Annotated in this window: 28 protein-coding genes and 1 tRNA gene; 10 read left to right on the top strand and 19 right to left on the bottom strand. The window is 59.7% G+C overall.

What is annotated here, in order from left to right:
• Positions 1–54: 54 nt before the first annotated feature.
• Positions 55–141, bottom strand: a tRNA-Leu gene (locus tag GNF76_RS22830).
• 317 nt (positions 142–458) lie between these two features.
• On the opposite strand from GNF76_RS22830, the gene GNF76_RS29655 reads away from it, so the two are divergent.
• From GNF76_RS29655 to GNF76_RS22820, 3 genes are all read left to right on the top strand, one after another.
• Positions 459–650: a DUF2188 domain-containing protein gene (locus GNF76_RS29655; protein ID WP_246211962.1), complete on the top strand. Its 192-nt coding sequence runs from the start codon at positions 459–461 to the stop codon at positions 648–650.
• 134 nt (positions 651–784) lie between these two features.
• Positions 785–1420, top strand: coding sequence for a LysE family translocator (locus tag GNF76_RS22825; protein WP_155585342.1), 636 nt, complete (start codon positions 785–787; stop codon positions 1418–1420).
• A gap of 48 nt (positions 1421–1468) precedes the next feature.
• Positions 1469–1927: a GFA family protein gene (locus GNF76_RS22820; protein WP_155585341.1), complete on the top strand. Its 459-nt coding sequence runs from the start codon at positions 1469–1471 to the stop codon at positions 1925–1927.
• A gap of 1 nt (position 1928) precedes the next feature.
• Here GNF76_RS22820 and GNF76_RS22815 read toward each other — a convergent pair whose 3' ends face one another.
• Positions 1929–2456 carry a DinB family protein gene (locus GNF76_RS22815; RefSeq protein ID WP_178123500.1) on the bottom strand — a complete coding sequence of 176 codons (528 nt, stop codon included), beginning with the start codon at positions 2454–2456 and terminating at the stop codon, positions 1929–1931.
• Between the two features lie 173 nt (positions 2457–2629).
• Between GNF76_RS22815 and GNF76_RS22810 the strand changes: the two genes are divergently transcribed.
• Positions 2630–3394 (top strand): tellurite resistance TerB family protein, encoded by a 765-nt coding sequence (locus GNF76_RS22810; protein WP_155585340.1) that lies wholly within the window; start codon positions 2630–2632, stop codon positions 3392–3394.
• A 43-nt stretch (positions 3395–3437) separates the two neighbouring features.
• Here the strand turns inward: GNF76_RS22810 and GNF76_RS22805 are convergent, their stop codons facing one another.
• The 8 genes from GNF76_RS22805 to GNF76_RS22770 form a co-directional block, all read right to left on the bottom strand.
• Positions 3438–4265 carry a hypothetical protein gene (locus GNF76_RS22805; RefSeq protein ID WP_155585339.1) on the bottom strand — a complete coding sequence of 276 codons (828 nt, stop codon included), beginning with the start codon at positions 4263–4265 and terminating at the stop codon, positions 3438–3440.
• Between the two features lie 160 nt (positions 4266–4425).
• Positions 4426–4773 (bottom strand): DUF2493 domain-containing protein, encoded by a 348-nt coding sequence (locus GNF76_RS22800; protein ID WP_155585338.1) that lies wholly within the window; start codon positions 4771–4773, stop codon positions 4426–4428.
• A 144-nt stretch (positions 4774–4917) separates the two neighbouring features.
• Positions 4918–7632: a magnesium-translocating P-type ATPase gene (gene mgtA, locus GNF76_RS22795; protein WP_155585337.1), complete on the bottom strand. Its 2715-nt coding sequence runs from the start codon at positions 7630–7632 to the stop codon at positions 4918–4920.
• Positions 7633–7904: 272 nt separating this feature from the next.
• Complete coding sequence (locus GNF76_RS22790; RefSeq protein WP_155585336.1) at positions 7905–8219, bottom strand: hypothetical protein; 315 nt, start codon at positions 8217–8219, stop codon at positions 7905–7907.
• A gap of 317 nt (positions 8220–8536) precedes the next feature.
• Complete coding sequence (locus GNF76_RS22785) at positions 8537–9148, bottom strand: LysE family transporter (protein ID WP_155585335.1); 612 nt, start codon at positions 9146–9148, stop codon at positions 8537–8539.
• Positions 9149–9218: 70 nt separating this feature from the next.
• On the bottom strand, positions 9219–9689 hold the full coding sequence (locus GNF76_RS22780; protein WP_155585334.1) for an arsenate reductase ArsC: 471 nt from the start codon (positions 9687–9689) through the stop codon (positions 9219–9221).
• 12 nt (positions 9690–9701) lie between these two features.
• Positions 9702–10985, bottom strand: a complete 1284-nt coding sequence (locus GNF76_RS22775; RefSeq protein ID WP_155585333.1) for an arsenic transporter — start codon at positions 10983–10985, stop codon at positions 9702–9704.
• A 19-nt stretch (positions 10986–11004) separates the two neighbouring features.
• Positions 11005–11361 (bottom strand): metalloregulator ArsR/SmtB family transcription factor, encoded by a 357-nt coding sequence (locus GNF76_RS22770; RefSeq protein ID WP_379652597.1) that lies wholly within the window; start codon positions 11359–11361, stop codon positions 11005–11007.
• A gap of 177 nt (positions 11362–11538) precedes the next feature.
• Here GNF76_RS22770 and GNF76_RS22765 point away from each other — a divergent pair, with 177 nt between their 5' ends.
• The 4 genes from GNF76_RS22765 to GNF76_RS22750 all read left to right on the top strand — a co-directional run bounded on the left by GNF76_RS22765 (position 11539) and on the right by GNF76_RS22750 (position 13700).
• Complete coding sequence (locus tag GNF76_RS22765; protein ID WP_169354475.1) at positions 11539–11754, top strand: hypothetical protein; 216 nt, start codon at positions 11539–11541, stop codon at positions 11752–11754.
• A gap of 129 nt (positions 11755–11883) precedes the next feature.
• Positions 11884–12579: an alpha/beta hydrolase gene (locus tag GNF76_RS22760; protein WP_155585331.1), complete on the top strand. Its 696-nt coding sequence runs from the start codon at positions 11884–11886 to the stop codon at positions 12577–12579.
• A gap of 117 nt (positions 12580–12696) precedes the next feature.
• Positions 12697–13392: an AzlC family ABC transporter permease gene (locus GNF76_RS22755; RefSeq protein WP_155585401.1), complete on the top strand. Its 696-nt coding sequence runs from the start codon at positions 12697–12699 to the stop codon at positions 13390–13392.
• Entirely contained in the window at positions 13389–13700 is a 312-nt protein-coding gene (locus GNF76_RS22750; protein ID WP_155585330.1) for an AzlD domain-containing protein, read from the top strand. The genes GNF76_RS22755 and GNF76_RS22750 overlap by 4 nt, the downstream gene beginning before the upstream one ends.
• A gap of 178 nt (positions 13701–13878) precedes the next feature.
• Here the strand turns inward: GNF76_RS22750 and GNF76_RS22745 are convergent, their stop codons facing one another.
• Complete coding sequence (locus tag GNF76_RS22745) at positions 13879–14118, bottom strand: hypothetical protein (RefSeq protein WP_155585329.1); 240 nt, start codon at positions 14116–14118, stop codon at positions 13879–13881.
• A 121-nt stretch (positions 14119–14239) separates the two neighbouring features.
• Between GNF76_RS22745 and GNF76_RS22740 the strand changes: the two genes are divergently transcribed.
• A complete protein-coding gene (locus GNF76_RS22740) occupies positions 14240–14593 on the top strand; it encodes a hypothetical protein (RefSeq protein WP_155585328.1) in 354 nt (117 codons plus the stop codon).
• Between the two features lie 146 nt (positions 14594–14739).
• Here the strand turns inward: GNF76_RS22740 and GNF76_RS22735 are convergent, their stop codons facing one another.
• From GNF76_RS22735 to GNF76_RS22705, 7 genes are all read right to left on the bottom strand, one after another.
• Entirely contained in the window at positions 14740–15444 is a 705-nt protein-coding gene (locus tag GNF76_RS22735) for a YoaK family protein (RefSeq protein ID WP_155585327.1), read from the bottom strand.
• Positions 15445–15526: 82 nt separating this feature from the next.
• Positions 15527–17161 (bottom strand): ABC-F family ATP-binding cassette domain-containing protein, encoded by a 1635-nt coding sequence (locus tag GNF76_RS22730; RefSeq protein WP_155585326.1) that lies wholly within the window; start codon positions 17159–17161, stop codon positions 15527–15529.
• 154 nt (positions 17162–17315) lie between these two features.
• A complete protein-coding gene (modC, locus tag GNF76_RS22725; protein WP_155585325.1) occupies positions 17316–18395 on the bottom strand; it encodes a molybdenum ABC transporter ATP-binding protein in 1080 nt (359 codons plus the stop codon).
• A 5-nt stretch (positions 18396–18400) separates the two neighbouring features.
• Positions 18401–19081 (bottom strand): molybdate ABC transporter permease subunit, encoded by a 681-nt coding sequence (gene modB / locus GNF76_RS22720; RefSeq protein ID WP_155585324.1) that lies wholly within the window; start codon positions 19079–19081, stop codon positions 18401–18403.
• Complete coding sequence (gene modA, locus GNF76_RS22715; protein ID WP_155585323.1) at positions 19082–19849, bottom strand: molybdate ABC transporter substrate-binding protein; 768 nt, start codon at positions 19847–19849, stop codon at positions 19082–19084.
• Between the two features lie 127 nt (positions 19850–19976).
• Positions 19977–21041 carry an NAD(P)H-dependent flavin oxidoreductase gene (locus GNF76_RS22710; RefSeq protein ID WP_155585322.1) on the bottom strand — a complete coding sequence of 355 codons (1065 nt, stop codon included), beginning with the start codon at positions 21039–21041 and terminating at the stop codon, positions 19977–19979.
• Positions 21042–21161: 120 nt separating this feature from the next.
• A complete protein-coding gene (locus GNF76_RS22705) occupies positions 21162–22040 on the bottom strand; it encodes an alpha/beta fold hydrolase (RefSeq protein ID WP_155585321.1) in 879 nt (292 codons plus the stop codon).
• A 174-nt stretch (positions 22041–22214) separates the two neighbouring features.
• Here GNF76_RS22705 and GNF76_RS22700 point away from each other — a divergent pair, with 174 nt between their 5' ends.
• Positions 22215–22808, top strand: coding sequence for a CGNR zinc finger domain-containing protein (locus tag GNF76_RS22700; RefSeq protein ID WP_155585320.1), 594 nt, complete (start codon positions 22215–22217; stop codon positions 22806–22808).
• A gap of 18 nt (positions 22809–22826) precedes the next feature.
• On the opposite strand, the gene ada is transcribed toward GNF76_RS22700, so the two are convergent.
• Positions 22827–23891: a bifunctional DNA-binding transcriptional regulator/O6-methylguanine-DNA methyltransferase Ada gene (gene ada, locus GNF76_RS22695; protein WP_155585319.1), complete on the bottom strand. Its 1065-nt coding sequence runs from the start codon at positions 23889–23891 to the stop codon at positions 22827–22829.
• Positions 23892–23917 lie beyond the last annotated feature (26 nt).

Raw genomic sequence — 23917 nt, 5'->3', positions numbered from 1 at the left:
GGAGCAAAAAATAAGGGCCTGCATCAGGTTTCCCCGGCAAGCCCTTGATATAGATGGTGCCCGAAGCCGGAATCGAACCGGCACGCCCTTACGAGCGGGGGATTTTAAGTCCCATGCGTCTACCAGTTTCGCCATTCGGGCGGTAGCGCGGTGAAGCGACTCAGGGCCCTTGATGGTTCAAGACAGCCTTGAGCGTTGCAGCAGGCTAGGGAATATATAGATCCAGCCTCATTGGTGCAAGTTCGAACACGGTCATTGGCTGATAAATATGCGGATAAAAAAGCCAGACAGATCAGTGATCTACATCGTTTGCGTGATCTTGCCTGCGAGGCATGACCACCGAGGGAAGGGCGATCATATCCATTCCCGGGGCGACGTTCGGTAGGCTAAAGCCCGGTACCCGGGTGTATGGTGGATCAGGCAACTCCTGGATTATCTCTGGATAAAGAGAGGTGACTATGAGCGCTCCCATGCTGAAAAAGATGCATCTCAATGGCTATGAAATCGTGCAGGTCAACAGTGGACCTTGGCGGGTATGCACCCGGGATGACCGGTTAGCGTCCTTTGGCTCCCGTGAGCAGGCCTTGGCGTATGCCGCAGCGTTGCCGGGGTACAGACCTCGTACTTGCCCCGTCTCAAACGATGATTGAGTGGGCTTGAACGCCATTAATAGCCTCGGCAGGCCCGGGGCTTTTTTGTGGCCGGTGGTTGGCGGTGGGACGGCTTTTAATGGATCATTCCCCGATTGTTGGCCTGAATAAGGCCCGTTAGATAGGAGTTCCCCATGTCCCTGGCTACCTTGTTTTTATTCATCATGATGAGTGCGGCGATTATCGCCATCCCCGGCCCTACCGTGTTGCTGGCGTTGCAGAACGGTTCGCGGCATGGCTTGAAGGCGGCGGTGTGGGGTATGGCGGGGGCGGTGTGGGCCGACGCATTGCTGGTGACGGCGGTGGCGTGCGGCCTGGGGCTGTTGCTGGCGGCCAGTGAAGGATTGTTTCAGGCACTGAAGTGGATCGGTTCGGCTTATCTGGTGTGGCTGGGCTGGCAGATGCTGCGTTCGCCACTCACGGCGTTGCCGACAGCGGGCGAGGGTGAAGAGGTCGCGGTTCGTTCGGTCAGTATTTTCACCCGTAGCTTTCTGGTGGCGATTTCCAATCCCAAGGCCTTGTTGTTCATGTCGGCTTTCTTGCCGCAGTTTGTCGACCTCACCCAACCCCAGTTGCCGCAGTATGCGTGCCTGTTGCTGGTGCTGTGCGTGCTGAACGTGAGCACCATGATGTTCTACGCGGTGTGCGGGGCGCGGCTGCTTCGTCGCTTGCGGCCTGCGCACTTGCAGCACTTCAATCGGGGCTCCGGAGGATTATTGATGACGATGGGTGTGCTGTTGGCCGCCTACCGTCGCTCGCCAGCGCAATGACCTGAAGCGCTATCAGTGCTTCAAACCAATCATGAAAAGGAGTCAATGATGAGTGTCGATGGTTTTTCCCAGGACGGCGGTTGCCGGTGCAATCGGGTGCGCTTCAGCATCACTCAGAAGCCGGTGATCACCATGGCGTGCCATTGCACCGGCTGCCAGAAAATGACCTCCAGTGCGTTCTCCCTGAGTGCGTTGGTACCCAGCAGTGGCTTTACCGTGACCCTGGGTGACCCGGTGATCGGCGGGCTGCATGGCGTGGATCGCCATTATTGTTGCCCCCATTGCATGAGTTGGCTGTTTACTCGGCCCAACGATGTCGAGGAGTTCATCAATGTGCGTGCTGTGATGCTCGATGACGCCAACGACTATGTCCCGTACATGGAAACCTGGACCAGCGAGAAACTGCCCTGGGCGTCCACACCCGCAGTTCACAGCTTTGCACAGCTTCCCGCGAGGGAAGCGTTTCCTGGTTTGTTGCAGGCGTACGCCGAGCGCGACGGGGCGTAACTCAGTCGATGAGACGCAGCAGGTCGGTATCGCCCACATCGCGTCCTGCCTGCGTCAACAGCGTCGTCACCTGGCCCCGATGGTGGGTCTGGTGATTGAAAAAGTGGGTGACCAGGCTGTAGAAGTTCTTGTCGGCAGCGACACCCCGCATGTTGTGGTAGCGCAGGCGCTGATCCAGGTCGGGCTCGCTGACCGATTGCGCCCAGTCGAGGATGATCTGGTCCAGCCAGACACGCTGGGCCTGGAGTTCGCGGATGTTGGCAAACACCAACTGATCCAGCCTTTTGGGCGTGTCCAGTATGCTCAGTGGCGTCAACGCGGCGTATTGGGCTGGATGCTCGGCAAAGCGCTTGAGCCAGACGGTATCCCCCAAAGTGAGGTGGTTCAGGGTGCCGATGATCGAACCGAAAAAGGCACTGCGGTCGGCCAGCAGCGCTTCGTCGCTCAGCCCTCGGGCCGCTTCATAAATCTTCAGATTCATCCACTGGTTATAGGTAGCCATCAGGCTAATATGCTCGGCGCGGGTCACGTGCGTCCCTCCTCGATGGGGCTGCTGCTGAGTGTGGCGAAGCCATGATAAGGCGGCCAGAGGATGGACGATACGGCAGGGAGAGCACAAACCCAGCCGGGCGGTCACGACGTTATCGCCCAGGCAAGCTATTGTTGCTTGTCTGGAACCTGATGCCCGAGGAGGGCGACACCATGAACACCAGCGATCTACTGGAAAAACTGTTGCAAGCCGGTCAAGCGTCGATGAGCCAGCAGGGCGGCTCGACGGCAGCACCTCAGGGGAGCTCGGGAGGCCTCGGTGGGCTGGGCGGACTGCTTGGCGGCTTGCTTCAGGGCGGCAGCGCGGGTGGTGCGGCGTCTGGCGGTGGCGGGCTGGGTGGCTTGGGCGGCCTGCTTGGCGGCCTGGGTGGCCTCGGTGGTCTTTTAGGCGGATCGAACTCGGGTAGTGCGACTCAAGGGCGCTCGGGCGGGGCCAACTACGCGGCGCTGGCCTCCCTGGGAATGATGGCGTTCCAGGCTTACCAGGCGTGGCAGAGCCAACAGGCTTCCGCGCCGCAGCCGGCGTTGCAAACCGTTGACCAGTTGTCTGGCTCCCAGGTAGATGAACATAGCCATGCGATCCTCCGTGCACTGATTGCAGCGGCCAAGGCCGATGGCAAGATTGATGATCAAGAGCAGGCGATGATTTCGGCGGAGCTGGCGCGTCATACTGATGAGCCCGAACTGAAGGCGTGGCTTGATAGCGAAGTCGAAAAACCACTCAATGCCTCGGATTTCGCCGAGTATGCGAATAACCCTGCGATTGCCGCCGAAATCTATCTGACCAGTGTGATGCTGGTGAATGATCAGCAGGAGGATGAGCGCAGCTATCTGGATGAGTTGGCGGTCCAGCTCAATATCGAGCCTGAATTTCAGGTGCAGTTGGAGCGTCAGGCCAAGGGGCAGGCTAACGCCTAATAATGAAGGTGAGCGGGGCAAGCCCGCTCACCTTCATGCTCCTTCAGAACCGCAGCGTAGCTCCTGTCGTCAGCCACTGATGACGATCCCCGATCAGGCTGCGGCCCACCACCAGATCCACATCGATATTCTTCCCGACATGCACTCGTGGCCCCGCTTGCCACGCCTGGTCGCCACCTTCCTGGCCGTAGCGTTCGGCGATCAGCGTCAGCGACTGCGCCACGTCGTATTCAAATCCCGTACCCCAGGTCAGCCGATGATGTTGCTCGCCACCGTCATAGGCATGGGTCCACCCCGCATTGACGTTCAGCCGCAGGGCCTCCAGCGGCTGCCAGGTGAAGGGAATGCTCAGGTCGGCGCCGTCAAAGGTATGTTGCCGATTGAGGGCGAAATGCGCGGTAGCGGACGCCGCCACTTCTATCCCCAAGTCCTCCCGTGACCACAATTGCGCCTTGAGCTGTGGGCTGACCTGGGTTTCGCCATCGCCCTCGGCGGTGGCCCGCGCCACGGCGGCGCCCCATTGCAGCCACGGTACGCCAGCGGAGGTACACGCGGCGGACAGGGTTTCATTGTGGGTCGATCCATGGTGCCGATTGGCGGTGTGCCAGGCGTCGATGTTGCATTCCCCTGGCGCATTGATCGCGCCGTCGTCGACCACATACGAGCCGCCGGCGGCATATGCCTTGGAGATCAGGCTGAGGACCAGAACGACACCCAGGGTGGTGCCGATGAAGATCAGATTGCGCCGCAGCGCGCGTTGTTTGGAGAGGGGCAGGGCATGAAGGCTGGATTTGGATTTGGACTTCTGGTGTTGCTGGAGGCGGTATTTGGCAAAACCGTCAGGGCGCTGTGGCAGGTGTTTTTTGTACATGGTGAACCTCGATAAACAGCCGGCAGCGCGGTCCCGGTCGACCATTGAGCAATGGGCTTGGCAGGGACGCGCCGTGATTCAAATAAGAGGTGTGCTGCAGGGTGATGCCGCTACAACTGGGTTCTTCTGGCATGGGGTGATGCTCCAAATGGGGATTGATTCAGCTGTCCACGGTCAGCACATGGATGCCGCACGTTCTTGCCTGGATGATCAGTTGTGAGGTGTCGTCGCCACCGGGCAGTGCAATTACCACGTCGGGTCGGCTGTCCGTCAGCATGAACTGGTTGCGATGCCGTTCTGCCTGTTTGCCATGGCGTTGCCAGTTGGGTGGGTAACGCACCACATCCACTCCCGTTTCCCGGGCCCAGTCCTCTATGTCGCTGCCCAGGAACTGGCTGCCACCGTGGATCAGCACCTGTACAGGGCGCAGGCGGTGGTAGGCATCCAGCACTTGGCGGGACATTTTTGCATCGGCGTAATGACGACCTGCACAGATCAAGACGCGCATGGTGTTTTCCTTGTATTGCTTGTCGCTTTTCATTTTCTCGGTTGTAGCCGCTGCCGAGGCACGAGGCTGCGATGCGGGCCGCAGGACCGCCCTCGGCGCAGCCCATCGCAGCCTCGTGCCTCGTCAGCGGCTACAGGTGGTCGATCAGTACCACTGCTTGAAGCGGCGGATGTAGATCGTCTTCATCAGTTGGGCGACACAGCAGTAGGCGAGCAGGGTGCCCACCAGCCATGGGAAGTACGCCAGCGGCAGCGGCTCCAGGCCCACCAGGGTGCCCAGGGGCGAGAACGGTACGTAGATCCCGAGTGCAATCACGATGCAGGTCATCATGATCACCGGCCAGGCGGCGGTGCTCTGGAAGAACGGAATCTTGCGTGTGCGCAACATGTGCACCACCAGGGTTTGCGACAGCAGCCCCTCGATGAACCAGCCCGATTGGAACAGGGTCTGCATTTCCACGCTGTTGGCGGAGAACACGTACCACATCAGGGCAAAGGTGGTGATGTCGAAGATCGACGAGGTCGGCCCGATCCAGATCATGAAGCGGCCAATGTTTTTCGCATCCCACTTACGCGGCTTGGCCAGGTATTCCTTGTCCATCTTGTCCCATGGCAAGGCCAACTGGGAGATGTCGTACATCAGGTTTTGCAGCAGCAGGTGGATCGCCAGCATCGGCATGAAGGGAATGAATGCACTGGCCACCAGCACCGAGAACACGTTGCCGAAGTTGGAGCTGGCGGTCATGTTCAGGTACTTCATGATATTGCCGAAGGTTTCGCGGCCCTTGAGCACACCCTCTTCCAGCACCATCAGGCTCTTTTCCAGGAGGATGATGTCGGCCGACTCCTTGGCGATATCAGTACCGCTGTCCACCGAGATACCCACGTCGGCATCCCGCAGGGCTGGTGCATCGTTGATGCCGTCGCCGAGGAAGCCCACGGTGTGGCCGTTGGATTGCAAGGCCTTGAGCACCCGGGATTTCTGCAACGGTGTCAGTTTGGCGAAGACCGTACGCTCTTCGACTTGCAGCTTGAGGGTGGCATCGTCCATGGCTTCGATGTCCACGCCCAGCAATGGCTGGCCTGGATCCAGCCCGACCTGGCGGCAGATCTTGCTGGTGACCACGGCGTTGTCGCCGGTGAGCACTTTGACGGCCACGCCGATATCTTGCAGGGCAGCAATGGCCGGGCCAGCGGTTTCCTTCGGTGGGTCGAGGAAGGTCAGGAAGCCATGGATCACCAGGTTGCGTTCATCGGCGGTGGTGTATTGGTTACGCGCCAGGGATTTGGGAATATTGCGGGTCGCGACCACCAGTACCCGGAAGCCGTCTTCGTTGTAGTCACTGGCGAGGGCCAGCAACTCTTCACGGCGGCGCTCATCCAATACGACGGCGGTGTCGCCTTCCATCGTATGGGTGGAAATGCTCAGCATCTCCTCCACGGCGCCCTTGCACACCAGCAGGTGATCGCCCTGGGCATCCTTGACCACAATCGACAGGCGTCGACGTACGAAGTCGAAGGGCAGTTCATCAACCTTGCTATAGGCGAACGGCACCTGGAACTTTGGATTCTGTTGCGAGAACTGCACCACTGCCTGGTCCATCAGGTTGCGCATGCCGCTTTGGTGATGGCTGTTCAGCCAGGCCAGGGACAGCACCGAGTCATCACGTTGGCCGAAGGCGTTGACGTGGTGCTCCAGGATGATTTTGTCCTGGGTCAGGGTGCCGGTCTTGTCGGTGCACAGCACGTCCATCGAGCCGAAGTTCTGGATCGCATTCAGGCGCTTGACCACCACCTTGCGCTTGGCCATGGCGGTTGCGCCCTTGGCCAGGTTGGCGCTGACGATCATCGGCAGCATTTCCGGGGTCAGGCCGACAGCCACCGCCAGGGCAAACAGGAAGGCATCGCCCCAGTCGCCCTTGGAGAAACCGTTGAGGAAAAATACGATCGGTACCATTACCAGCATGAAGCGAATCAACAGCCAGCTGACGCTGTTCACCCCACGGTCAAACGCGGTTTGCACGCGGGAGCCGACGATGGCTTTGGCCAGCGACCCGAAATAGGTGCGCGCACCGGTGGCCACCACCACGGCTTGCGCCCGGCCACTGACCACGTTGGTGCCCATGAAGCAGATGTTGGGCAGGTCCAGCAGGTTGCCCTGGTCTGCCGCTTTGGACGTGGCGGATTTCTGCGTGACGTCCCCCAGGGTGTCGTACTTTTCCACCGGCAACGCTTCGCCGGTCAGTACGGCCTGGCTGATAAACAAGTCCCGGGATTCGATCAGGCGGATGTCCGCCGGGATCATGTCGCCGGCGGACAGTTGCACGATGTCACCTGCCACCAGGTCGCGCATCGGCACTTCCCGCAGAGTAGGCTTGGAGCCGACTTGTTCGCGACGCAGCACGGTCGCGGTGGTGCGGACCATGGCTTTCAAGGCTTCGGCGGACTTGGCTGAACGGTGTTCCTGCCAGAAGCGCAGCAAGCTGCTGAGCATGACCATGGTCATGATAATGATGACTTTGGTCAGGTCGACTTCTTCACCAGCCTGCAGTGGCAGCCAGTAATCAGTGACGAAGCTGATGGCGCCCAGGGTCAGCAAGACATAGATGAACGGGTTGTTCAGTGCCTGGAGAAATTGCACGAAAGCGTGCGGTGGCTTGTCGTGAGCCACCTCGTTATAGCCTTCCCGCTGCAGACGCGCCGAGGCGTCCAGTTCGGTCAAGCCATCCTTGGTTGCTCGCACGTTAGCCAGGGTGGCCGAGAGGCCGTTCTGGGCCTCCCGGGCAGCGCGCATCGACAGTTTGATATCGGTGTCGGTGCTATTTTTTTTGTGCAGGGGTGCGTTTTTTACTGCGCTCATTGTATGTGCTCCTGTCGCCAATTTTTCGACAAAACATACCCGGGACTTACCTGAAGACAGGCGAGCGAAAGCATGCCGAGTCGCTGACTTCGCGATCGGTTTAAATAAAGTGTTCAGCAACTTTCTAGAGGCCCGCTAGAAGCGCGTTAGTTAACTAGCGCGCAGCGGGCTACTACTGGCTTCGTCCATAGAGAACTCCAGCAAATCAATTAGCGGATAATAAGAAAACAGTCTTTCTCAAGCACTCGAAGAGGGGGCCTGGAGATGACTGTTCAACGCTTCCAGCCGTGAGCGCTCACGTAGAGACTCAGCATCAGGCTCGCTTGCGCGAACAGGCTGGAGGCGTTTCGACTCTGAGGGTCTTGAGGGTCGGCGTGATCCCAGTGCTGCAGCAGTTGGCCAGTCGTTGGGCAGATACGCCAGTGGGCCAGGGGAACCGGGCTTACGCGGGGGGCAGGGCTGATAAAGGCGGTGCGGCTAGGCGAAAAGCCCACGGGGTCGCGGCCCAGCTTGGCACGCAGGGCTGACGCCAGCGTACGTAGATCAGGCAAGATTACTTTAGGAAAAACAAAGGTTTGGAAGTTCATAACACACCTCGGGACCGGACTGGCGACCGGTGAGGCAGTTACGTGGAGCATCAAGCTCTAGCGCAGCTTACCCGACCTGAAAGGCGAGTCCCGTCATATTCTGGGTTTTGCGCCCGATTCGCCGATTTCACGGTGATCGGACAGCGACTAGATACTGTGTCCATTGGCTTCTTTTGTGAGGTTTAAAAAAGGCCCGAGTTGCAGGCACGGGCAATCTACTCAGGCAGTTACTGATTGTCAATGTTTAATGAATTAAATTGTCACTGGTTCAGAGTTCGTTCAGGCAAGAGGTACAAGGAAGTTTGCGTACATATGAATTAAATACCGCGCAGGGCTAACAGTGCCAGATAGATCAATACCAACCCGCAGGCGCCATAACTGATCCGTTGCCAAGTTGCCGATGCCGTTTTGCGTAACAGATTGACCAGTGCCGCAATCAGGAAGCACGACAGGATCGAGGCCGCCATGAAACCGGCGAAAAACATCAACGTCTGGTTGTGGCTTGGTGTGGCACCGACAATGCCTGAGAGCGCGCTGCCCAGGGCGCCCCAGTAGACAATGTTCTTCGGGTTGGCCAGGGAAATCGCCGCGCCGACCATCAGAGCGTTCTGTCCGGATCGGGCCGGTGTGCTGTCTGCTTCGGGCAAGCGCCAGGCATCCCTCAGGCTCTGAAGGCCGAGCCAGGCCAGATAGAGACCGCAGATGAGCGTCAGCGGGATGCGTATCGACTCATGCTGGATCAACAACGCCATGCCCGTCAGGCCAACCACCGCCCAAACGGCATCCCCCACCAGCGAGCCGATTTGCACCAGCAATGCCGGGGAAAACCCGTGGAGCAGGCCGCGGCGCAAGGTTTCCGCCAGCACGGCGCCGGGGGAAAGACAAAACACAAAACCGAATACCAGCGCCGAGAAAAAGATCGTCAGCATGCCTGCCTTCCTTCCTATGGGAGATGGCGAGCATACGCGGGTGCTGCCCCTTGCGAAAAGTCGTCGAACGTTACAGCGCGGCGATACGTTCCAGCTCACTCTGGAGCTCAACCGCGCCAAGGCGGGTGAACGGCAAGCTGAAGAAGGATCGGCAGCGTGTTTCGATGGTTTCCAGGGTGGCATTGAAGGCCGCATCGATGTGAGCCTCATCAGCCTGAACATCTGACGGGTCCTCAAGCCCCCAATGGGCCTTGAGCGCCGGGCCGAAATACACCGGGCAGGTTTCACCGGCGGCCTTGTCGCAAACGGTGATCACGATGTCTGGCGGGTTGCCCGCAAAAGCATCGTTGCCTTTGCTGTACAACCCTTCGATGCTGATTCCGGCGGCCTGCAAGGCACTCAAACTACGAGGCAAGACGTGGCCCTTGGGAAAGCTGCCGGAACTGATGGCGTGGAAACCTGGCGGGGCCAGGTGGTTGAACACCGCTTCGGACAGAATGCTGCGGCAACTGTTGGCGGTACACATGAACAGGACTTTCATGACAGGACTCCGTTAAACACTGAGGCGCAAGGCCAGGGCGGCGAGGGTGATCAACAACACGGGCAGGGTCAGGACAATGCCGACCTTGAAGTAGTAACCCCAAGTGATGGTGATGCCCTTGCGCGCCAGGATGTGCAGCCAGAGCAGTGTGGCCAGGCTGCCGATGGGCGTGATTTTCGGGCCCAGGTCGCTGCCGATCACGTTGGCGTAGATCATCGCGTCCTTGACCACGCCCACAGCGTGGCTGGACTCGATGGACAGTGCCCCGATCAACACGGTGGGCAGGTTGTTCATTGCCGATGACAGCAGCGCCGTCAGCACCCCGGTGCCCAGCGCTGCGCCCCAGATGCCGTATTCGGCAAAGGCATCGAGCCAGGTGGCGAGGTAAGTGGTCAGTCCGGCGTTGCGCAGGCCATAGACCACCAGGTACATGCCCAGGGAGAAAATCACGATCTGCCACGGCGCTTCTTTCAACACTTTGCGGGTGGAGATCTTGTGACCCTTGGCGGCGATCACCAGCAGCAACAGTGCACACACTGCAGAGATCGCGCTGATGGGAATGCCCAAGGGTTCCAGGGCGAAACAACCCACCAGCAGGATGCCCAGCACCCACCAGCCGGCACGGAAAGTGGCGTGATCATGGATGGCACTGGCCGGGTCATCAAGGTCGGCCGGGTCATAGGCTTGTGGAATGTCACGGCGGAAGAACCACAGCAACACCGCCAGGGTTGCGGCGATGCTGACCAGATTCACCGGCACCATTACCGCTGCGTATTCGTTGAAGCCGATCTTGAAGTAGTCCGCCGAGACAATGTTCACCAGGTTGGAAACCACCAGCGGGAGACTGGCGGTGTCGGCAATAAAGCCTGCGCCCATGACGAAGGCCAGGGTGGCCGCCGGGGAAAAACGCAGGGCCAGCAACATCGACATGACGATCGGCGTGAGGATCAGTGCGGCGCCGTCGTTGGCGAACAACGCCGATACCAGGGCGCCCAGCAACACCATATAGGCAAACAATCGTCGTCCGCGGCCTCGACCCCAGCGGGCGACATGCAAGGCGGCCCAGGCGAAAAAGCCGGCTTCGTCGAGTAACAGGCTGATGATGATCAGCGCGACGAAAGTCCCGGTGGCGTTCCAGATGATCTGCCACACCACCGGAATATCGGCCAGGCTGATCACCCCGCAGGCCAGTGCGAGGATCGCGCCTGCGGTAGCACTCCAACCGACACCCAGGCCTTTGGGCTGCCAGATGACCAGAACGATGGTGAACAGAAAGATCGCACCAGCGACAAGCATGGAAACACTCTCCTATGGGTCAGCAGCAACTGCTGGCACGTTGTGGTCTGTCGCCCATTGCGTCCAGGCGTAGTGCGTCGGTTTGCAGCCAGGATTGGTTGGCTTGCAGGGTGGTTTCCAGCACGGTCGTTACCCACTGTGGCAGTGCCGGATTGAGGCGGTAGTAGATCCACTGTCCCTGGCGTTGATCCAGCAGCAACCCCGCGCTGCGCAGTTGGGCGAGGTGACGGGAAATTTTTGGCTGGCTGTCGTTCAGGGCATGGATCAATTCGCAGACGCAAAGTTCGCCTTCGCGCAGGATCAGTAGGGTGAGCCGGATGCGTGTGGCATCGGCCAGGCATTTGAAGAGGTGGGGCGGGGAGAAAAGATCTGGCACGGTCAGGGCCTTTATGTATTCGATCATTCGAATATACGTATTTCCATATATTTCAGTCAAACCCTGTATCGATTGATGTGGATCAAACCCCGTGCAATGAGTGACAAGTGGTTGAAATTAAAATGAAACAATAATGTCCTAAAGTGCCCGCCCATTGGTGATGAAGGAAGAAAACGCGTGACCCGTGCCACACGAAACCTGCGCAAGACCCTCGATTCCGTCGCGGAAAATAACGAAACCGCGGCCTTTGACCTGATGCGCGCGGTGGAAAAACTCAGTGATGAAGTATTGCGCCAGCGCCTGCTCAACACCATCCACCGCCTTAACCAGGACGCCGATGAACTGCGCGAAGCCCGCGATTCGGTGGAGCAGGTGTCGGTCAAGCTGGCCTGATATTGGGGCACGACCGTTCGGCGATTGGCGAGTGAATATCCCCGGTGATAAGTGGACACTGAGTACGGCTGCGGTCGTGTGAAGTGAGGGCCGTCAGCCCAACTTACTCAATACACAGGAAGTCACCCGATGAGTGAAAAACCGGCAATTGTCCTCGTACATGGTTTTTGGGGCGGTGCGGCGCACTGGAACAGAGTGATCGCCCTGCTGCATAAAAAGGGTTACACGGATCTTCACGCGGTAGAAATTCCTCTGACCTCGCTGGCCGACGACGCCGAGCGCACCCGCAAGATGGTGGCCCAGATCAAGGGGCCGGTCTTGTTGGTCGGCCACTCCTATGGCGGTGCTGTGATCACCCAGGCGGGCAACGAGCCCAATGTCCAAGGGTTGGTGTTCATTGCCGCCTTTGCTCCGGACGCGGGCGAAAGCCCAGGCGGGATTACCCAGGAACATTTGCCCAAGGCGGCACCGAACCTGGCTCCCGACAGTGACGGCTACCTGTGGGTCAAGCCCGAGCTGTTCCACGAAAGCTTTTGCCAGGACCTGCCGCTGGAAGAAGGGCAAATCATGGGCATCACGCAGAAAGCCCCGCTGGCAAGCACCTTTGGTGACGCCATCAGCAACCCGGCCTGGAAAAACAAACCGTCCTGGTACCAGATCTCCAGCCAGGACCACATGATCCACCCGGACAACCAGGCGCGCATGGCCAAGCGCATGAACGCTAAAAAGGTCATCACCCTGGATGCGAGTCACGCCTCTTTGGCGTCAAAATCCGCCGAAGTGGCAGCGTTCATTGACGAAGCTGCCAGCTCTCTAAAGAAGTAATGTCCGCAAGCAAGGTCCCTCCCAACGGTCGGGGCCTTGTTTTGTGCACGATCATTCAAGACAACGTGTAACAGTGCTGGCATGCTCATCGACTGTCTGTTGATGAGCCCGTTGTGTATGCCTACTGCCTTGCCTCACCACGCGTTTGCCCGTGGCGCAATCGCGATCATTCCCTTATCCCTGGCCTGCGCGCCCTGGGGCCTGCTGGCGGGTTCGACCGCAATCGACGCCCAATTCACCCCACTGGAAAGCCAGGGCCTGTCGGCCATTGTGTTTGCCGGTGCTGCCCAGTTGGTGGCCATCGGCATGGTCAAGAGCGGGGCCAGTCTGATTTCCATTCTGCTGACCACCTTGCTGCTGACCTCCCAGCACTTGCTCTACGGCATGCACATGCGGCCCACGTTATCGCCGCTCAAGCCGCGATGGCGCATGAGCCTGGGCTTTTTACTGACGGACGAGTTTTTTGCTCTGGTTAACCACTATGACCGTGAGACCTTCAACCGTTGGTACGCCTTGGGCGTGGGCCTGACCTTCTACCTGATCTGGAACCTGTTCACCTTTGCCGGCATTGTGCTCGGCAAAAGCATTCCCGGCCTGGACCAGTTGGGCCTGGAATTTTCCATTGCTGCGACCTTTATCGCCTTGATCACGCCGGTGGTGCGGGATGTGCCGACGGTGATCTGTGTCGCCGTGTCGCTGTTCTTCTCGGTGCTGCTCAGTTACTGGCACTGGGAGTCGGCGGTGGTGGTGTCGGGCGTGTTGGGGATGAGTGTGGGCTATGCCTGCAAGCGACTGGGAGTGGGGTTGCAATGATATTTGTGATGATTGTTGCCATGGGCCTGATCGTTTTCTTTAACCGTTATCTGTTCCTCGAGCCGCGCTTGCCGGTGCGCCTGAACCGTGGCGCACGGGAGTTTCTCGGGTTTGCAGTGCCAGGCATGCTGACCGCGATTTGCGGCCCGATCATTTTCATGGCCGACCATAAGCTCAATGTGAGCCTGGGCAATCCTTATCTGTTGGCCGGAATTTGCGCGGTCGGCCTGATGTTCTGGACCCGCAGCGTATTGATCACCGTGCTGCTGAGCATGGCGTTGTTCTACCTGTTTCGCTGGCTGTTCTGAGGCCCCTGATTCCGTAGATACCGTCCTGAACCGCTACGGGGCCACGGGGAAACACAGGCGAAAAAAAGCCCGCGGGGAAGCGGGCAGGAAGGAGACTTCTAAAAATGAGCCAGCCCACTATAGGTGGCGAGATCTCCCTTCACAGTGAAACAAAGTTCACTGGGTTGTCAGCAGGGCTTCACTTCTTGTTCGCCTGGGCCTCGGCTGCCAGGCATTCCAGGGCGAACTGTTCGGTATAGGTCATCTGGATCGGGCTGGTTTCGCCTTTGACGGTACGCTCGCCATCGAGGATGTAGCGGATACGCTTGTCGGTCACACCGATACGCTTGGCAATCCACGAGGGGGTCTGGCCAATGCGGCTGATCAGTTTGTCGGCATAGTCGGTGGACGGGTTATAGCGCTCGGCGTTGGGTGTCATGGGGGTTCCGGATAAAAGCAGGTTCACAGGTAGCCCACAGGGTGACGCAATAATCGGTCGGTGTCGCCTGCCAAGGCGGAACCAGTGGTACAGTCGCGTTTTTTTCCAAGGAAGCAACGGTATGCGGATGGTGGTGATAGGCGCGTTGGTACTGGCATCGCTGGCCGGTTGCGCAGGATCGAAGATGAAGGAAGCGCGCTCCGGTGTGCCTTACAAAGCACTGGCCTCGGACAAGGCGGCCCTGGTAGTTGCGCAATGCGTTCAGTTCGGTTGGCAGGACGAGGCCGTATTCGGCGTCGACGCCGGTGGGTTCATGGAAGCGGCTCCGGCCGGCGGTTATACGATCTATACCACTGCCGGTGATTACTTCGTCGATGTGTTGACCACCGGTAAAGGGGCTACTGCCAATTATTACGCCGCTGAAGACAACTGGGCGGCCAAGCGGCGCCTGGCCGCCTTGGCGACCTGTCTGTAAGAATCAGCTTTAGATTTATTCAGAAATGCCCGGCGGACAGCCACCGGGCGTTGCCTTAAAATTCGCCAGCTCGCCCGACATCCAGGCTCTTTACCGGTACAGGGACGTCGAGGCCGAAATGTCGGGCGGGCACCTTTTCTGCCGATTCAGCGTGGCATATACCCCAGGTGCCAACGCCGCGGAATCTTCAATGACACCAGCCCCAGCAACGCCGACAGCAGGCCACTGACCAGCAGCGCGTGAATCCCCATCTGCCGCTCGAGCAGCGCACCGATCACGGCACCTGCAAACATCCCGGCCCACGGAATCAACTGCACTCGCCAGCCGTTGCGTCGTTCCCCCAGCATCCATCGCCCCAGCCCGCGCCCGAAACGTGACAGTGCCCCAGTGACGTAAGTCAGCCCCACCGGCAGGCCGTTGACCTCTTCGACCGCTGCATTGAGCATGCCCATGGCGATGATCGCCGCCAGCAAGGCGGGCAATTGATCGGCGAATGGCCAGGCCGCCGCGCCGCACAACAACGTGGCGATGCACAGCAGCAAGGGCAGGGCATGGCGTTTGCTGACACGACTGATGATTACCCCCAGAGCATTGCCCGCGATAAAGGTCGCCACCAACAGTGTCAGACGCCCGATCAGGCCCAGCTCGCCTTCGCTGATCGCCACCGCCAGGCGCGTGGTGTTGCCGCTCATGAACGAGACAAAATCACCGCTGGCCATGAAGCCGATTGCATCCGTCATACCGGCCAGTACCGACAGGCTGGCCACCAGCATCAACCCGACGCGGCCGCGCCATTTGTGTTGATGCAGTAATGCCGTGTTGGTGTTCAGCCTGAGGGATGAAGGCAGCATGGGGCCAGGTTCCTCGATGAGATTATCCGGCCACTACCGTAGGGGGCTTTGGTCTCGGCTGCAATGGCTTGGGGCATTCCATTCAAACCCCCTCGAAACGCCAACCTTCGGCGTGCCAGGTCAAGGTGTGAGTGGGCTGGAGTGCGGCGAGAAAAACCGGGTCATGGGACACCGCGACCATCGCGCCGGCAAACCCCTGCAGCGCCTGTTCGAAGGCAATGACGGACTCCAGGTCCAAGTGGTTGGTGGGCTCGTCCAACAGCAGCAATTGCGCCGGGACTGCACGCCACATGGCAATCGCCATGGCGGCTTTCAATCGTTCGCCACCACTGAGTCGCCCGACCGGCTGCGTGACCCGCAAGGCGTTCAGTTGTAATAGCGCCAGGCGTGTACGCACCTCACCTTCGGCCAGCGGCGTGTCCAACAAACGGAGGTGTTCGACAATCGATAGGTGATCCTCCAGCAACGCCAGTTGTTGATCGATGTAGGCAGTGGGGACGTGAATCGCACACTCACCGCTGACGGGCGGCAGGTGACGTGCCAGTACCTTGAGCAAGGTAGATTTGCCACAACCGTTGGGGCCGTTGACCACTAGCCGCATCGGCCCGATCAGATTGGCATTGACGTAGCTGGCGGGTGACTGCGGATCCAGCCAGGGCAATTGCAGGCCGTCCAGAATCAGCACCTGGCGCCCAGTGGGCAATACCGTGTCGGGCAAAGCCAGCAGCGTCGGCGTTTCATCCACTACCCGCGAATGCGCCTGGCGTACACGGTCATCCAGTTCCTGCTTGTGTTGCAGATGATCACTGCGCACGTTGCTGACGATTTCGTTGGCGGCGGCTTTCCAGTGCGCCCGGGTGAGCCGGTCGACATTGGCGGTGTCTGCGTTCTTGCGGGACCTGGCAGCGTGGCGCTGGATGTTGTCATGGTCTTTTTGCAGGCGCTTGCGTTCGCGGCTGCGGTCCAGGCGCGCATGTTCAAGGGCGGCCTGGGCGGCCTGCCGTTCGGTCTCGCGTTGAGCGCGAAAATCCTCGTAGTTGCCGCCGTAGATCTGAGCGCCCAAGGGAGAGAGTTCGATGATTCGACCCATGGTATTGAGCAACTGGCGGTCATGGCTGACCACAATCAAGCCGCCGCGCCAGTCGCGCAAGGCACCGAGTAGCCAGTCGCGGCCCTCCCTGTCCAAGTGGTTGGTCGGCTCGTCAAGCACCAGCAACTGAGGGTTGGATAACAGCGCGCCGATCACCACCACGCGTGCCAGTTGGCCGCCACTGAGGGTGTCGGCCGGGGTGTCGGCACGGACCTCAGGCAACCCCGACGTGTCCAGCGCGTGGCGCAAGCGTTCGGCCAAGTCCCAGCGGTCATCGATCAGCTCCAGGTCCTCGGGCGCGGCTTCACCCTTGGCCAAGCGTTCAAGCGCAACCAGGACCTTGGCGGTGCCCGTCACGTGTGCAACGGTTTCGCCAGGTGTCAGGCTGATTGTTTGTGGCACGTAGGCCAGGCTGGCCGAAGATTTACGGGTGCCGGAAGAGGGGGCAAGCACGCCCGCAATCAAGCGCGCCAAGACACTTTTGCCCATGCCGTTACGACCGACAATGCCGGTGGGCGTGTGATCGAACGACAGGGTCAGATTGTCCAGCAAGGTTTCGCCATTGGCGAACTGGAAGCACAGGTGTTGCAGGGATACGAGCACGGGCAGCCGTTTGACGTCAGTCATCAGCACCTCCAAAAAAATGTGAAACAAGCCAACAAGCGCGCCAGGCGGCTCGTTGCGAATACATTTTGGAAGGCTTAGAACTTCACGTCGGCGATCATCCCGGGAATTGGAAAGGGTCGATAGGGTAACGCAATTGAGTTTTTTCCTACAAGGGTCAGGCCAGTACCGCCACCGCCTTGATTTGTGCCCATAGCACTTGGCCTGGGTGCAGTTGCAACTGGTCCCGGGAAAAACGTGTGATACGCGCCAGCAATGGCGTGCCGCCCGCGTCCAGGCGCACCAGTACGTGAGCACTGTTATCGGCGGGAATTTCCTGGGTCACCGTCACCGGCAGACGGTTGAGAATGCTGCTGTATTCCTCGGCCTGCAAACTCAGGCTGACATCCCGGGCCTGCACCTTGAAGCGCAGGTGTTTGCCCAAGTCCAGCGGCGAATGAGCGACCCGGATTTGTAATGAGCTGTCGGGCAGTTGCAGGGTCAGCAGTTGGTAGTGGCTGTCATAGGCACTAACTGTGCCATTGATCACCACGCCCGCGTCGTCACCCAGCGCCATGGGCAGGTCAAGCCTGGCGAGGGTCTCGCCAATCGGGCCGCTGGCCAGGGCGTTGCCGTCACTGAGCAAGACGATGTGATCGGCCAGCCGCGCCACTTCATCCTGGGCATGGCTGACGTACAACACCGGGATTTCCAGCTCGTCATGCAGACGCTCCAGGTACGGCAGAATCTCGTTTTTGCGTTTGCTGTCCAGCGCGGCCAAAGGCTCGTCCATCAGCAGCAGTTGCGGGCTGGTCAGCAGGGCGCGGGCAATACCGACCCGCTGGCGTTCGCCGCCGGACAGGTGCTGGGGATGACGGTCCAGCAGGTGGCCGATGCCCAGCAACTCCGTGGCATGGGCCATGTCCACCCGACGTTGCTGGCGCGGGATGCGCTTGAGGCCGAATTGCAGATTGGCCAGCACCGACAAATGCGGGAACAGGCTGGCCTCTTGAAATACGTAGCCCAGGGCGCGTTTATGCGGGGGGACGAACAGCCCCCTGCGACTGTCCTGCCACACCTCATCATTGATCCTGATGAAGCCATCATCTGCGCGCTCCAGCCCGGCGATACAGCGCAGGCAGGTGGTCTTGCCGGAGCCGGAATGCCCATACAGCGCCGTCACGCCGCGCCCCGGCAACTGCAGGTCAACGTCCAGGGCAAACCCGGAATACTTCAGTTGCAGGCGTACTTCTATCATCGACATCAACTCCAGCCCGCTTTGGTTTTACGGCTGGAGTAGAGCGCCAGCAACACCAGGAAAGAAAACACCACCATGGACCCGGCCAGCCAGTGGGCTTGGGCATACTCCATGGCTTCGACGTGGTCGTAGATCTGCACCGAAACCACCCGGGTCTTGTCGGGGATATTGCCGCCGATCATCAGTACCACGCCGAACTCACCGACGGTATGGGCAAAGCCGAGAATCGATGCCGTGATAAACCCTGGGCGAGCCAGAGGCAGTATCACGTTAAAAAAAGTGTCCCAGGGGTTGGCCCGCAAGGTCGCGGCCACTTCCAGCGGGCGGGTGCCGATGGCGCAGAAGGCGTTCTGCAACGGCTGCACCACGAAGGGCATGGAATAGATCACCGAGCCGATCACCAGCCCGGTAAAACTGAAGGTCAAGGTGCCCAGGCCCAGCCATTGGGTGAACTGGCCGAAGTAGCCATTGGGACCCATGGTCAGCAACAGATAGAAACCGATCACCGTCGGTGGCAGCACCAACGGCAGGGCGACGATCGCCCCGATCGGGCCGCGCAACCACGAGTGGGTGCGCGACAACCACAGGGCGATCGGAGTGCCGATGACCAACAATATGGCGGTGGTCAGCGATGCCAGTTTGATGGTCAGCCAGATTGCGGAAAAATCGGCACTCGACAGGGACATTTAGAGCTCGTAACCGTAGGACTTGATAACTGCGGCGGCTTTTGGCCCTTTCAGGTACTCAACCAGGGCCTTGGCAGCAGCACTGTCCTTGCCTTTGTTGAGAATCACCGCGTCTTGCTTGATCGGGTCATGCATGGAGGCTGGCACGATCCACGCCGAACCGCTGGTGACCTTGCCGTCTTTATAAATCTGCGACAGGGCGACAAAGCCCAGCTCGGCATTGCCGGTGGACACGAATTGATAGGCCTGGGTGATGTTCTGGCCTTCGACGATCTTGTCCTTCACTTTTTCAGTCAAACCTTCCTTGGCCAGCACCTGAGTGGCGGCGAGGCCATAAGGGGCAGCTTTCGGGTTGGCGATGGACAAGTGCTTGTATTCATTTTTCTTCAGTACTTCGCCCTTGGCATCGACGTAGCCTTCTTTGGCCGACCACAGCGCCAGGGTGCCGACCGCGTAAGTGAAGCGCGAGCCTTTGACGGTATCGCCTTCAGTTTCGAGTTTTTGCGGGGTGGTGTCGTCGGCGCTCAAGAACACTTCAAACGGCGCGCCATTCTTGATCTGGGTATAGAACTGGCCGGTGGCGCCGTAAGCGGCAATCAGTTTGTGCCCGGTGTCTTTTTCGAAGTCGGCGGCAATCGCCTGGATCGGCGCGGTGAAGTTGGCGGCAACGGCCACCTGGACTTCATCGGCCTGGGCCGAACTGAAGGTAAAGAGGGCAATCAGGGTGGCCAGGCTGGTAGGGGCCAGGCGTGAGGCGCGAATCATCATGAAGCTGCTCCTTGGGGGGCCGACTGTACGGCTTGTTATAGGCAGAAAGGTCTACCGCTATGTATGGGAATATATAGCGGTTGGCCATTGCCGGTACAGTGTAAAGTTGCCCAGGAAGTCAGTGTTTTCAGGTTCTTTTGAATTTTTCCAGCGCTTGCTCCGCCAGCGTGCGGGTCAGTTGGTAAGTCGAGAGGTCTTTGCACAGGCGTAATGCCTGGCCTGACCACAAGTTACTGAAGCCAGCTTCATCCTTGGCTTTCAACGGCATCAACGCGCCGCCGGACAGCGGAAATGCGGGCGCTGTCGGGTTGATTGATCCCAGCTCACGCATTACCCGGTTGATGATGCCCCGCGCCGGACGCCCGGTGAACAGGTTGGTCAGGGCCGTCTCACTGGCCTGTGCCGTGCGCAATGCGTGGTGGTGCGACGGTGTGACATTGGCCTCGGGGGTAAACAGGTACGCCGTGCCGACCTGCACTGCCGAGGCCCCCAGGGCGAAGGCGGCGACAATGCCTCTGGCATCACCAATCCCGCCGGCGGCAATCACCGGCACACTCACGGCGTCGACAATCTGCGGCACCAGGGCCAAGGTGCCGATCTGGCTGCTGAGGTCTGCGGTGAGAAACATCCCGCGATGACCCCCGGCTTCATAGCCCATGGCAATGATCGCGTCGCAGCCGTGCTGTTCCAGCCAGATGGCTTCTTCGACGGTGGTGGCGGACGACAGCACCTTGGCACCGGTCGCTTTGACCCGGTCCAGCAGGGCTTTTTCCGGCAGGCCGAAGTGGAAGCTGACGACTTCTGGACGAAACGCTTCTACGACTTCGCAGGCGGCATTGTTGAACGGTGCGCGGCTGGAGGTGGGCGTCGGCGCATCGAAGTCGGCACCCAGTTCACGGTAGTAGGGTTGCAGCAGATTTTTCCACTGGCGGTCACGCTCGGCATCGGGTGTCGGCGGCTGATGACAGAAGAAGTTGACGTTCAGCGCTCGCGTGCTGCTTTGACGGACAGTGGTCAGCGCCTCACGCAGTTGTTCGATGCTCAACGCTGCAGCCGGCATCGAACCCAGGGCGCCGGCCTCGCTGGCGGCAATGACCATGGCTGTGCTGGTGGCACCGGCCATGGGCGCCTGAATGATCGGCAGTTCAATGCCCAGCAGGTCAATAATTCGAGTGTCTGGCCAGGTGCTCATGGGTTGCCTCTCCAACGGTGGAATGCCTGCCCGCTGTTTTAGCAGGGGCCAACAGCCCTCGCCAGTCTGTTTTATTCACTGGACGAACCCGGCGTTTCGTGCCGGGTTCAACCGCAGGTTTCAGTCGATGGCGTGCCCAAGTACCTCGTGGATACGCTGGGCAATGGGCGCAACATGGGTTTCAAGGGCGAAGTGGCCGGTGTCGAGCAACTCCACCACCGCGTTGGGGTTGTCGGTCTTGTAGGCGTGAGCCCCCGGCGGGATGAAAAACGGATCATTACGACCCCAGATCACCAGCGTCGGCAACTGTGTGGCCCTGAAAAACGCCTGGAAGGCCGGGTACAGGGTCAGGTTGTTGCGATAGTCGAGGAACAGGTCGAGTTGGATTTCGTCATTGCCGGGGCGCTGCATCAGTAGGGTGTCAAGGATGTAGGACTCCGGCGCTACCAACTCCGGTTGATCAACACCGTGCAGGTACTGATAGCGGGTGCCGTCCAGGCTGATCACCGCAGTGCGAATCACCTCCCGGTTGGCCTGGCTCGGATCGGCCCAGTAGGCGCGGATCGGCGCCCAGGCATCACCCAATCCTTCCAGATAAGCGTTGCCGTTTTGCGACACCAGCGCGCTGACCCGCTGCGGGTGTGCCACGGCCAGGCGCAGGCCAACCGGGGCGCCGTAGTCAAAGACATACAGGGCGTAGCGGCTGAGTTTCAGCGCGTCGACGAAGTGGCCAATGGTGACTGCCAGGTTGTCGAAGCTGTAGTGGTAGGCGCGTTCAGCGGGCACCTCGGTAAAGCCGAACCCCGGCAGGTCCGGCGCAATCACCCGGTAACGAGTGGCGAGCAGCGGGATCAGGTTGCGGTACATATGGGAGGAGCTAGGGAAACCGTGCAGCAACAGAATGACCGGCGCGGCAGGATCGCCGGCTTCACGGTAGAACACGCGCACACCATCGGCGTTGACGTGATGGTAGCGAATCACTGGCGCGAGGATCGACATGATCAGACTCCTGTGTAACTGGTTAATTTAATTTATCGGGTTACTGGTTGAGCAGGCTGATCTTATTTTTGTAACCTGTCAAATCAAATTAAGAGGTTACTTTTCTATTGGGTTCCGTAACTACACAGATGCTTGAATAGTGGTTACGATGATGGGCGTTCAAGAGGATTCGACATGACTGCCATCCCCCCATCCGATTTACCGCTGGAACCTTATGTACTGGCCGATGATCCGGTATTGGATATGCTCAATACGCGGGCGAATGTCGACGGTGTGGCTCGGGACTTCTGGGAGACGGATGCCGATGTCGAGCGTTGGCTGGTACGCCTTGGCTGGACCGAGGAGGGCGCCGTGCCTGCGTTCGAGGAGGGTGCTTTGCTAGGCGCGGCGCGGGGGTTACGGGAGGTGATCCGGGATCTGCTGGAGCAACGCAAGGCAGGCTTGCAAGGTGAGCCCGCGGCCCTCAACGGATTTTTGCGCAAGGCTGTCAGTCATCCACAACTGTCCTGGCCTGCGCCGGGCGAGGTGCACCTGGAGCGTCAGCGCAAACAGCAAACGCCTGAACAGTTTCTCTCGCCGCTTGCGGAGGCCGCTGCGGTGCTATTGGTCGAGGGCGATTTTGCTTTGATCCGCACCTGTGAGCATCCGGATTGCGTGCTGTGGTTCTATGACCGCACCAAGGCCCACAAGCGCCGTTGGTGCAGCATGGCGCTGTGTGGCAATCGGCATAAGGTCGCGGAGTTTCGTCGGCGCAAGCTGGAAGGGTAGCAGCCTCTTGCCGGGGCCTCAGGTGTGTGTCGAGCCTTCTCGCTCCAGCAACTGGCGTTTACGCTCCACGCCCCAGCGATATCCCGACAGGTTGCCATCGCTGCGCACCACCCGATGGCAAGGAATCGCTACCGCCAGGCTGTTGGCTCCACACGCCTGGGCCACGGCGCGGAAAGAGGTCGGGGCGCCGATGCGCTTGGCAATCTCGCCATAACTGGCGGTGCTGCCCACCGGAATTTCCCGCAACGCTTGCCAGACCCGTTCCTGAAACGCCGTACCGCGTAGATCCAGAGGCAGGTCCAGGCCCAGCGCCGGCGCTTCAATAAAACCAACAACCCGGGCGATCAACTGTTCGAACCCGTGATCGGCGCCGATAAGGTTGGCCAGGGGAAATTGATCCTGCAGGTCGTGCACCAATTTGTCTGGGTCGTCCCCCAGCAGAATCGCGCATACCCCCCGATTACTTTGCGCCACCAGGATCGCTCCCAGCGAGCATTGGCCGACGGCAAAGCGGATGTCACTGTTGGTGCCACCGGCTTTGTAATCACTGGGTTTCATCCCCAACAGTTGGTCGGCAGACTCGTAGAACCGACTGTTGGAATTGAAGCCGGCGTCGTACAGCGCATCGGTCACCGAATGGCTGTCCTTGAGCCTGTCACGCACCTTGCGTGAGCGGTGGGCACTGGCGTAGCCCTTGGGTGTCAGGCCGGTGACGGCTTTGAAGATCCGGTGGAAATGAAAGGGGCTCAAGCCGGCGAGGGTGGCCAGCGCTTCCAGGCTGGGCACGGTCTCGGCCTGTTCGATATGCCGGCAGGCGGCTGACACAATCCGGGCATGACGCTGCGCTACCTGAGTTTGATCCCCAGAAGCGCGTTTGCTGGGACGGTAGCCGGCCGCTTCGGCGTGTTGCGGGGTGTCGAAGAACTCGACGTTTTCCGGGCGTGGCAGGCGCGACGCGCTGCTGGGGCGACAATAGACACCGGTGGTTTTCACGCCATAGACGAACTGCAAGTCAGCCTTGGGGTCGCGGGCGACGATAGCGGCCCAGCGTGGGTCTTGTTCAGTGGGGTGGCGCGAAGTCATGGTTGATTACTCTTGAACGAACACGG

Origin of the sequence: Pseudomonas spelaei, from assembly GCF_009724245.1 — a bacterium.
GTDB lineage: Bacteria > Pseudomonadota > Gammaproteobacteria > Pseudomonadales > Pseudomonadaceae > Aquipseudomonas > Aquipseudomonas spelaei.
Note: the sequence above shows the minus strand (reverse complement) of the source record. Positions and strands in the feature narration are given on the sequence as shown.

Coding starts and splice junctions, on each gene's coding strand:
- GNF76_RS22705 (WP_155585321.1), bottom strand. CDS start 22,040: ATGTCGATCCTCGCGCCAGTGATTCGCTACCATCACGTCAACGCCGAT.
- GNF76_RS29655 (WP_246211962.1), top strand. CDS start 459: ATGAGCGCTCCCATGCTGAAAAAGATGCATCTCAATGGCTATGAAATC.
- GNF76_RS22810 (WP_155585340.1), top strand. CDS start 2,630: ATGAACACCAGCGATCTACTGGAAAAACTGTTGCAAGCCGGTCAAGCG.
- GNF76_RS22745 (WP_155585329.1), bottom strand. CDS start 14,118: ATGACACCCAACGCCGAGCGCTATAACCCGTCCACCGACTATGCCGAC.
- GNF76_RS22775 (WP_155585333.1), bottom strand. CDS start 10,985: ATGCTTGTCGCTGGTGCGATCTTTCTGTTCACCATCGTTCTGGTCATC.
- modB (WP_155585324.1), bottom strand. CDS start 19,081: ATGTCCCTGTCGAGTGCCGATTTTTCCGCAATCTGGCTGACCATCAAA.
- GNF76_RS22800 (WP_155585338.1), bottom strand. CDS start 4,773: ATGCGCGTCTTGATCTGTGCAGGTCGTCATTACGCCGATGCAAAAATG.
- GNF76_RS22730 (WP_155585326.1), bottom strand. CDS start 17,161: ATGACTGACGTCAAACGGCTGCCCGTGCTCGTATCCCTGCAACACCTG.
- GNF76_RS22735 (WP_155585327.1), bottom strand. CDS start 15,444: ATGCTGCCTTCATCCCTCAGGCTGAACACCAACACGGCATTACTGCAT.
- GNF76_RS22785 (WP_155585335.1), bottom strand. CDS start 9,148: ATGCTGACGATCTTTTTCTCGGCGCTGGTATTCGGTTTTGTGTTTTGT.
- GNF76_RS22740 (WP_155585328.1), top strand. CDS start 14,240: ATGCGGATGGTGGTGATAGGCGCGTTGGTACTGGCATCGCTGGCCGGT.
- GNF76_RS22700 (WP_155585320.1), top strand. CDS start 22,215: ATGACTGCCATCCCCCCATCCGATTTACCGCTGGAACCTTATGTACTG.
- GNF76_RS22820 (WP_155585341.1), top strand. CDS start 1,469: ATGAGTGTCGATGGTTTTTCCCAGGACGGCGGTTGCCGGTGCAATCGG.
- modA (WP_155585323.1), bottom strand. CDS start 19,849: ATGATGATTCGCGCCTCACGCCTGGCCCCTACCAGCCTGGCCACCCTG.
- GNF76_RS22760 (WP_155585331.1), top strand. CDS start 11,884: ATGAGTGAAAAACCGGCAATTGTCCTCGTACATGGTTTTTGGGGCGGT.
- GNF76_RS22710 (WP_155585322.1), bottom strand. CDS start 21,041: ATGAGCACCTGGCCAGACACTCGAATTATTGACCTGCTGGGCATTGAA.
- GNF76_RS22790 (WP_155585336.1), bottom strand. CDS start 8,219: ATGAACTTCCAAACCTTTGTTTTTCCTAAAGTAATCTTGCCTGATCTA.
- GNF76_RS22755 (WP_155585401.1), top strand. CDS start 12,697: ATGCCTACTGCCTTGCCTCACCACGCGTTTGCCCGTGGCGCAATCGCG.
- GNF76_RS22750 (WP_155585330.1), top strand. CDS start 13,389: ATGATATTTGTGATGATTGTTGCCATGGGCCTGATCGTTTTCTTTAAC.
- GNF76_RS22825 (WP_155585342.1), top strand. CDS start 785: ATGTCCCTGGCTACCTTGTTTTTATTCATCATGATGAGTGCGGCGATT.
- modC (WP_155585325.1), bottom strand. CDS start 18,395: ATGATAGAAGTACGCCTGCAACTGAAGTATTCCGGGTTTGCCCTGGAC.
- GNF76_RS22780 (WP_155585334.1), bottom strand. CDS start 9,689: ATGAAAGTCCTGTTCATGTGTACCGCCAACAGTTGCCGCAGCATTCTG.
- ada (WP_155585319.1), bottom strand. CDS start 23,891: ATGACTTCGCGCCACCCCACTGAACAAGACCCACGCTGGGCCGCTATC.
- mgtA (WP_155585337.1), bottom strand. CDS start 7,632: ATGAGCGCAGTAAAAAACGCACCCCTGCACAAAAAAAATAGCACCGAC.
- GNF76_RS22805 (WP_155585339.1), bottom strand. CDS start 4,265: ATGTACAAAAAACACCTGCCACAGCGCCCTGACGGTTTTGCCAAATAC.